The organism is Atribacter sp. (genome assembly GCF_035418125.1).
Lineage (GTDB): Bacteria > Atribacterota > Atribacteria > Atribacterales > Atribacteraceae > Atribacter > Atribacter allofermentans.
The window spans coordinates 1-9,547 of sequence record NZ_DAOLQM010000059.1; the positions used below are offsets into that span (position 1 = coordinate 1).

Annotated in this window: 5 protein-coding genes, 1 tRNA gene and 1 other RNA gene; all 7 read right to left on the bottom strand. The window is 40.6% G+C overall.

Annotated features, from left to right (window positions below; all coding sequences use genetic code 11):
* Window positions 1–376: 376 nt before the first annotated feature.
* Window positions 377–1,372 carry a dihydroorotate dehydrogenase-like protein gene (locus PLK24_RS04795; protein ID WP_324476815.1) on the bottom strand — a complete coding sequence of 332 codons (996 nt, stop codon included), beginning with the start codon at window positions 1,370–1,372 and terminating at the stop codon, window positions 377–379.
* 541 nt (window positions 1,373–1,913) lie between these two features.
* Entirely contained in the window at window positions 1,914–5,477 is a 3,564-nt protein-coding gene (nifJ, locus tag PLK24_RS04800) for a pyruvate:ferredoxin (flavodoxin) oxidoreductase (RefSeq protein WP_324476817.1), read from the bottom strand.
* Between the two features lie 116 nt (window positions 5,478–5,593).
* Window positions 5,594–6,205: a recombination mediator RecR gene (gene recR / locus PLK24_RS04805; protein WP_324476819.1), complete on the bottom strand. Its 612-nt coding sequence runs from the start codon at window positions 6,203–6,205 to the stop codon at window positions 5,594–5,596.
* 177 nt (window positions 6,206–6,382) lie between these two features.
* A complete protein-coding gene (locus PLK24_RS04810; RefSeq protein WP_349770659.1) occupies window positions 6,383–6,655 on the bottom strand; it encodes a YbaB/EbfC family nucleoid-associated protein in 273 nt (90 codons plus the stop codon).
* Complete coding sequence (gene dnaX / locus PLK24_RS04815; RefSeq protein WP_324476821.1) at window positions 6,645–8,354, bottom strand: DNA polymerase III subunit gamma/tau; 1,710 nt, start codon at window positions 8,352–8,354, stop codon at window positions 6,645–6,647. The genes PLK24_RS04810 and dnaX overlap by 11 nt, the downstream gene beginning before the upstream one ends.
* Before the next feature lie 116 nt (window positions 8,355–8,470).
* Window positions 8,471–8,734, bottom strand: an RNA gene (gene ffs, locus PLK24_RS04820) — signal recognition particle sRNA large type.
* Window positions 8,735–8,749: 15 nt separating this feature from the next.
* Window positions 8,750–8,844 (bottom strand) — tRNA-Ser (locus PLK24_RS04825).
* Window positions 8,845–9,547: the final 703 nt, after the last annotated feature.

The window sequence follows — 9,547 nt, forward strand, 5'->3', positions numbered from 1 at the left end:
GCTTGTTACTTGGAAACTTCTTTTGGAAGTAGGCGGAATATTTACTTTTCAAGGTGTTAGTGTATTCAATTTAATCAATATAACCAAAATAATCCCTCATCCAGAACCTTTCTGGATTTTGAGGGCAAAAGATACTCTAACATAGCAATAGTTGAAAGTCAACAGAGTTAAAAGGAAAAAATTATGACTATCCTGAAAATACCTAAATAAGTGAAAAGTAATCAAATAAAAATGAGAAAGAAAGAATTCAACAATTCCCCTCCGCTGGAGGGGAATTGTTGAAAAAGCATTTAATATTCAATTTTTTAATTCCGCTCTTGAGAGCTTTCTTTCTTTTTCCTCTCCTATCAGGGGAAAAGGAGCAATTGGAGGAAATTTATAGCAAGTATGAGCTTAAGACTCGAACATAATTAGCTCGTTCGAACCGTTCTGGATCTTTTACCGATTTTTGACTCATACTTCCCTGCATTTGTTGAATTGATTGATACTCATGTTCTTCCATCCAAGCCACCAGGTCATTAAGAATGGATTCTAAATAAGGAATGCCCTTTTCAAACAAAACTGATGTCATCATAGCAACTTTGGCGCCGGACATCATTGCCTTAAGGACATCAACGTGAGAATGAATGCCACCCGTTATTGCCAAATCGGCTTTGATGTGGTTGTATAAAATTGCTACCCAGCGGAGCCGGAGACGTAGTGACTCGGAACGGCTAAAATTTAAATTAGGGACTACTTCTAATTTTTCGATATCAAAATCAGGTTGATAGAAACGATTGAAAAGCACTAATCCATTGACTCCAGCTGATTCAATTTTTTTTGCCATGTTACCCATAGAACTAAAATAAGGACCGATCTTCACTGCCAAAGGAAATCTGGTGTTAGATCGCACCGATTTGATTAAATCGATGTAATTTTTTTCCACCATGTCTCCAGTATTCTCAAAATGAGTGGGGAGATAGTAGACGTTCAGTTCCAACGCATCAGCTCCGGCATCTTCGATTTGTTTGGCAAACTTGACCCAAGAGCCCTCGGTAGTCCCATTGAGACTGGCAATGAGGGGAATGTTTAGAACTTTTTTAGCTTTTTGGATATATTCCAGATAGAGCTCCGGTCCCAAGTTGTAATGATTAAGATCGGGGAAATAAGTAATCGATTCTGCATAGCTTTCGGTTCCACGGTTAAGGCTTCTATCGAGCTCTAGAGATTCCAGGGTGAGCTGTTCTTCAAAAAGAGAATGGAGAACAATGGCTCCAGCCCCTTTTTCTTGCATGAGTTTTAGATTTTCTATTTTTTCACTCAAAGGAGATGCTGAAACGACTAATGGATTTTTTAGAGTAAAACCCAGATAAGAGGTTGAAAGATCGATCATTGAAGACCACCTTCCTTCTAATTTTCAAAGACTATTTAAAAATTTTTTATAAAAATACTGAAAATAATCACAACAATATCCGATTATTAATTATTTAAAACCCTTCTTTTTAGCTTTTATTTCGTTTAATTTTTTCTAATTGATCGAGAATTTAATTATGGGACTTTGTGCCGGAGAATAAATATTTCTGATTACCTTATAATTTAATAGGCATAAGGAGTGAATTAATGATGATGCGACTAGATAAATCCCTTAAATTTTTTTAGTAGGATGGGGAGAATGTTTTGAGCCATGAGAAAAATCCGTCTTTTAAATGTTTTTTAAAACCTAGATGAAAAAAATCTTTACTGAGTTGTAAGCAGAGAGAAGCGGGGAGAAAAGGATAAAAAAATAATAGATAGAATCCACCGGGACCGGAAAAACCCCCTAGGATGTCGCCATTGACGGTTAAATTTTACCAGTTTCATAGTTATTCTTTTCATATCGAATCTGAAAAAAAAGAGCGGTAAGGTACCTTACCGCTCTTTTTAGTGTGTGCTAATTATCCTTTGTTTTCTGGTTCCATTGCTGCTAAATGTTGATACAGTTTCCAACGAGCAGCAACATCCTCTTCTGCTAAGGCAAGAAGCTTCTGAGCTTGTTCTGGGTTGCTTAGTTTGAGCATAGAATAACGAGTTTCGTTATAAATATACTGGTCAAGAGGGAGGCTTGGAGCTTTGGAATCGATTTGGAGTGGATTCTTATTATCTTTTGCTAAATTGGGATTGTAACGAATAAGAGGCCAATAGCCTGATAGAACGGCTTTTTTCTGTTGCTCCATGCCGTGGACTAAATCAAAACCGTGGTTTATGCAGTGGCAATAGGCTATTATGATTGATGGTCCATCATAAGCTTCGGCTTCAAGAAAAGCTTTAATGGTTTGAATATCGTCGGCGCCCATTGCTACTCGGGCAATATAGATATTCCCATAGGGAATTGCCATTAAAGCCAGATCCTTTTTGCGCAAATCTTTTCCACCAGCAGCAAATTTCGCTACTGCTCCTCGAGGAGTGGATTTTGACATTTGTCCACCAGTATTAGAATAAACCTCGGTATCCAAAACAAGAACGTTGACATTTCGGCCAGAAGCTAACACATGGTCTAATCCACCATAACCGATATCATATGCCCAACCATCTCCGCCTAAAATCCAAACGCTTTTCTTGACCAAAGAATCAGCTATGGTCAGCAAACGTTTTGCCTCAGAGGTGTTAAGATCTGATAGCTTGGACTTGAGCTGGCTTACTAGTTCCCGCATGGTTTTTATGCCTGCTTCAGTTGATTGATCGGTAGAAAGAATTGCATCAACTAAAACAGAACCGACTTGAGAAGCCATATTGCTAAGAATTTCTTTGGCAAACTCAGCTTGTTTATCAAGAGCTAATCGCATACCAAGCCCAAACTCAGCATTGTCTTCGAAGAGTGAGTTTGACCAAGCAGGGCCTCGACCATCGTTGTTGTATGCCCAAGGAGTTGTAGGAAGGTTTCCTCCATAAATAGAGCTACACCCAGTGGCATTGGCGATAATTGCTCGATCCCCAAAGAACTGACTCAAGAGTTTAACGTAAGGAGTTTCACCACAACCAGCACAAGCACCGGAAAATTCAAAAAGTGGCCGCAGCAACATAACATCCCGAGTACGGCTCAGATTAAGCTTGGCTCGTTCGGGGTCGGGGATGCTCATGAAAAATTTCCAATTCTCGGTTTCTTGTTGGCGAAGTGGGATTTGGGGAGCAAAATTAATCGCTTTTAAGCTGGTATCTTTTTTATTTTTTGCTGGGCACGCTTTTATGCAAGCCCCACAACCAGTACAATCCTCTGGAGAAATTTGGATGGTGAAGGCGTAGTTAGGAAACTCTTTCCAACGAGCTGCAGTTCGTTTGAAAGTCGGAGGAAGTTCGCCAGCTTTTTCCGTATCGTATATTTTTCCTCGGATAACAGCGTGAGGGCAAACTAAAGTACATTTACCACATTGAATACAGACTTCTGGATCCCACACCGGAATTTGGAGAGCAATATTTCTTCTTTCCCATTGGGTGGTTGCACTGGGGAAGGTTCCATCGATAGGCAATGCGCTTACCGGAAGACTATCGCCTTCATTAGCAATAATTTTGGCAGTCACTTCCTGAACGAATTCAGGGGCTTCGAGAGGAACGGAACGACGCATTTCAAATTGGCTATTAGCAGAAGAAGGAACTTTAACCTCATGAAGGTGTCCCAGCGCAGCATCGACAGCGGCGAAGTTTTTCTTTACCACCGCCTCACCTCTCTTACCGTAAGTTTTTTCAATTGATTCCTTTATTTTTTGAATAGCTAAGTCTCGAGGTAAAACACCACTAATAGCAAAAAAACAGGTTTGAAGAATGGTGTTTATTCTTCCACCCATTCCGGTTTCTTGAGCGACTTTATAGCCATCGATCACAAAAAAGCGAAGCTTTTTATTGATAATTTGTTCCTGAACTTTTTTAGGGAGATGTTCCCAGGTTTTATCGGCTCCATAGGGACTATTGAGTAGAAAAATCGATCCTTCTTCAGCATTTTTCAACATATCGAATCGCTCTAAGAATGGGAATTGATGGCAAGCGATGAAATTAGCTCGATTAATCAGATAAGGAGCATGAATCGGTTTAGGTCCAAAGCGGAGATGGGATACGGTTACAGCTCCAGCTTTCTTGGAATCGTAAACAAAGTATCCCTGAGCATAGTTTTCAGTCTCTAATCCGATAATTTTCACCGAATTCTTGTTAGCGCCAACAGTTCCATCAGATCCTAATCCGTAGAAAAGAGCTCGAACGGTTTTGGGATCCTCGGTTGAGAAAGATGGGTCGTATTCAAGACTGGTATGGGTGACATCATCTTTGATTCCTACAGTAAAATGATTTTTAGGGTCGGCTTTTTTGGCTTCGTCAAATACCGCTTTAACCATGGCGGGGGTAAATTCTTTGGATGAAAGCCCATAACGTCCTCCGAGAACTCGAGGTTTATGAGATTGAGAAAGCATCCCTTTCTCCACTGCTTCTTCGATAGCTGTCTTTACATCGATGTACATTGGTTCACCCACCGCTCCTGGTTCTTTGGTTCGGTCAAGCACGACAATGGTTTGAACGGTTTTAGGAAGAGCAGCAATAAAATGTTCTACTGAGAAGGGACGGTAAAGTCGAGTTTTGATTAAGCCTAATTTAGCCCCGCGCTCATTCAGGTAATCGACCGTTTCTTGGGTTGTTTCGGCTCCTGATCCCATAATCACAATAACCGATTCAGCGTCCGGAACTCCATGGTAACCGAAAAGTCGATACTTTCTTCCAACTAGTTTTTCAAACTTTTCCATAACTTTTACGACAACACTCGGGCAGTTAAGATAATAAGGATTACATGCTTCACGGGCTTGAAAGAAAACATCAGGGTTTTGAGCGGTACCCCGAATAAACGGACGATCGGGAGAAAGCTTCCGGTTTCGGAAGTCTTCAACCAACCGGTCATCAATCATTGCTTTCATATCATCAATAGATAAAAGTTCAACTTTGGCAACCTCGGAGGAGGTTCGGAACCCGTCAAAGAAATGAAGAAAAGGAACCCGTGACTCTAAAGTTGCAGCTTGGGCTATTAGGGCTAAATCCATTGCTTCTTGAGGAGAATTTGAAGACAATAAGGCAAAACCAGTTTCCCTGGTAGCCATAACATCACTATGATCTCCAAAAATAGATAAAGCATGAGTAGCTACGGTACGAGCAGCAACGTTGATAAGTGCCGGTGTAAGCTCTCCAGCGATTTTGTACATGTTGGGAATCATTAATAATAACCCTTGAGAGGCGGTGAAGGTTGTGCTTAAAGCCCCGGCTTGAAGCGAACCATGAAGTGCTCCCGCTGCCCCTCCTTCGCTCTGCATTTCAATTACTTGAGGAACAGTTCCCCAGATATTAGGCTTATTCTCAGCTGCCCATTGATCGGCTAATTCTCCCATTGTTGAAGATGGGGTGATGGGATAAATAGCGATTACTTCGTTGATATGGTATGCTGAATAAGTCGTCGCTTCGTTCCCATCGATCATGACCAATTCTCGTGTCATATCTTATCTCACCTTTCTTATTGGATTATTTCCCAATTCGTTTTATAGGTAAAAAACATTTTTCACGTGAAAATTATTGTAACATTATTATTGTGGTCTCATCAAAATATTGAAAATCAAGTATCTATGTGAACATCCCTTCTTCCTTCAAAAGCTTGAGTTAGGGTAATTTCATCAGCGAACTCCATATCCCCACCTAAGGGTAACCCACGAGCAATCATCGTGACTCGAATCGAAAAAGAACGGAGTTTACGGGCAATGAAATAGGCAGTTGCTTCACCGTCAAGAGAAGGATTGGTGGCTAAAATTACTTCTTTAAATTTTTCAGTTTCAATCCGTTTCATGAGTTGGTTGATGGTCAAATCTTCTGGACCGACACCTGAAAGAGGAGAAAGCACACCCTGGAGAACATGATAGAGACCACGATAACCAGTTTTTTCAATAGAAAGAACATCCTGAGGTCGTTCAACAACGCAAAGTATGGTTGATTCCCGGGTAGAATCCTGACATATAGAACAAAGTTCATTTTCTGTATAAAAACCGCAACGAGAACAAAAGTGAATTTTTTGTTTCACCTCAGTAAGGGAATTAATCAACCCCTCTATCTCATCCGGTAATGATTTTATTAGAAAAAAAGATAACCTTTGAGCGGTTTTGGGGCCTACGCCAGGGAGACGCGAAAATGAGGCGATTAAATTTTTTAATGCCTCTGGATAAGAATCACTCAAACAACTTCCACCTCACATATAGTTAATTGCTTAACAACTTCCACCTCAAAATCTTTAATCCACCCCGATATCCCTCTTCTGTGGGAAAAAAGACCTAAGGGGAGATAACTCGAGAGGGTGAGGGGGCGAAAGAAAAAGCAAAAACTTTCCAGAAAAGAATAATCCACCCCTACACTTTCACATCAACCCAGGGAGATTAAATCCTCCGGTAATTTTCGCCATTTCTTCTTGAGCCATCTCTCGAGAACGATTGAGAGCTTCATTAACGGCAGCCAAAACTAAATCTTGAAGCATTTCAATGTCATTTTCTTCTAACAGCGAAGGCTCAATTTTTATTTCAAGAATTTCTTGTTGACCATTACAAATTACTTTAACCATTCCGCCCCCGCTGGATGCTTCAACTTGTTTGGTTTTTAGTTCTTCTTGCAATTTCGCCATTTTAGCCTGCATTTTCTGGGCTTCCTTCATCAGATTTTTCAAAGTCAGTCTCCTCCCATCCGATTCTTAAATGATCATCAATGGCCGAATATTCAACAACCAAGCCGCCAAAAATCTCGACCGCGGCTAAAAAGGGTTTTACCTGATTATTATTGTTTTCAACTTTATTAATTAAAATTTTATCATTATTAAAATTATTTGGAACTACATGATCAGTTTCATCGCTTGGTATTTGCTCTGATTCATCAGAATTATTCGAACTATCAATAACACACTCCAGTTGGCATTTTTTGCCTCTGATTTCCTGGAGAACATCGATAATTATCTGGAAGTTTTCCTTTCTTTCTACACTTTCTTTGTGAAATCGGTTATTTGGTCCAAACGCTAAAATTAACTTGGAATTGCTGTCCTCCCGCAACTCAGCTTCTTGCAAAAAAGCATAAAGAGATATCTTTCTTTTTTTTAAGCGCTGTAAAATAGTTTGCCATTCATCATCGAATGCATTGACAGATTGGGTATTCGTTAACGATGAGTAAGAAATCGGACTTTTCTTATTAGGAACGGACATCTCCTTGGCAAGAGCTCTTTCAGGAGAAGTGGTTAAATCCATTGACTTTTGTTGGTTCGCCAGAAGATCTATTATATCTAATAGGGCCAATTCAAGCAATATTTGCGGATGAGAAGACCGTCTTATTTCTAATTCCAATCCCTGGAGGCGTTGCAAGATTTTTCTTAAGGCAAGTACTGGACGGGGACTGACCATTTCTTGCAAAATTTGAATCCTTTGGGGAGCAATGCCTGATGGAGACGGGGATTCAATGAGAGATAGAATGAGGAGAGAATGAAAATACTGACTTAGAGAACGAGCGATGTCTTCAGGCTCTAATCCCCTCAAAATCCACTCGTTTGTTTTTAGCAACACCATACCGCAGTCTCCTTTACTAAGAAGAACAAACAAAGCATCGAGATCGGATTGGTCAACTTCTCTCAAAACTAAAGTAGCATGTTCATAAGTAATTCTTTTTTCTTCCCAGGACATAAGTTGTTCTAGGAAGCTTACTGCATCACGGAGCGAACCAGCAGATTTTTGGGCTATTAGGTATAAAGCTGCCTCTTCAATTGAAAAGCCTTCTTGATTGGTAATTTTGCTAAGATGCTGAACCATGGCTTCATTTTCGATAGAATTGAAGTTTATTCGAAGACATCGAGATAAGATAGTGTCAGGTAGGCGATGAGGTTCAGTGGTAGCCAAAATAAAAATGGCATGAGCGGGAGGTTCTTCCAAGGTTTTCAATAAGGCATTGAAGGCTTCAGTGGTAAGCATGTGCACTTCGTCTATTATATAAACCTTAAAACGTGATTCGATTGGAGAATATTTTACTTTTTCCCTTAAATCTCGAATATCATCAATCCCACGATGAGAAGCGGCATCGATTTCTATACAATCGAGGGAATTTCCTTCTATGATGCGAATACAGGAAGAGCATACCCCGCATGGTTGAGCCGTAATACCCTGAGCACAATTTACTGAACGAGCCAGAATACGAGCGGTTGTAGTCTTCCCCACACCTCGGGGACCACAAAACAAGTACGCGTGATTTATCTGGCCGCTTTTTAGGGCGTTGGTTAACAATCGAGAAGCGACCTCTTGCCCGACAATCTCTTCGAAAACCTGAGGACGCCATTTGCGATAAAGGGAACGGTAGGTCAATTGGTTCTACACCTTCAATAAAAAGATACCATCAGATCCCTCTTGAGAGGGATGTCGCGGATAGACGGTGTGGATTAAATAAAAAAACAAAATCCAACGAAATTCATTGCCTCCAACCGTGCACCGAAATTCGATATTTCCTCCCGGCTGTATCCAAGACAGTTAACTCAAATCAGGCACTCTCACGGCACCCAAAGAGCCCCACGTACCGTTGCTTCCTCCCGGACCTGGCGGGGTTTATGGGGATTTGTCGCGTAAGACCCAATCTTCAACGCCACTTTTCTTGGCCGACACCAAAAGAAAAATACCTGGTTTCGGAATTCGACCCTGCTGTAGCGGATTGCAGGTACAGGGCACCGCTAACTCCCCATCTAGCACGATTAGAGGCATAACTCTGGCGGAGAGGGTGGGATTTGAACCCACGAGACAAGTTCTACACCTGCCTACTCGCTCTCCAGGCGAGCGCTTTCGTCCACTCAGCCACCTCTCCAAATATACTCAGCCTCACAACTTCCGAAAACATTATATAAATGACTGCCTCATTTTACAAGTGTAGGATTTAAGGAAGAGATAAATCTCTTAGGTATCTATTTACGAGCATAATAAATGTAACTTCGTTTAAATTAAAAAAAGTGAGGGGGTTTATTTCTTTTCATTGATTGATGAGATTTCACCCATTAAGAGAAGATTCCAAGAGATATACTTTTCTCATTTTTTTAATTACTTTTTAACTCATTCCTATGTTTTTAGGATAAATCCTCATGCCACTTTCGTTGCACCAGATGATGATGAAAATACGCACCCAGGAATCGTTTCCCACTTTAGAAAAGGGGGTAAGGGGGATTTGAGTTTTTACTGCTCCGTCATTCAGACTGTGTCACAATTATTCTGTAAATTATTTACTCCCATTTATGCTAATATTTTATAGCAATATTGGGAATAGATAGCTAAAAAAAATGAAGAAAAATATACTAGGTCCTCCGCTTTCAAGCTATTCTTGGTGAAAGAAAGGAATTGTGACACAGTCTGAATGCGAGGATCGTCCTATGCGAAGCGGCAATCTCATTTAGTATTTTTTAATTAATTAAAAGATGAGATCCTCACGCGGGAAAGCACCGCACAGGATGACTGATGAAAAGCACACCCCCCTAACCCCCCTCAATGGGGGAATTCATTTAATGGTATTTTCAGGA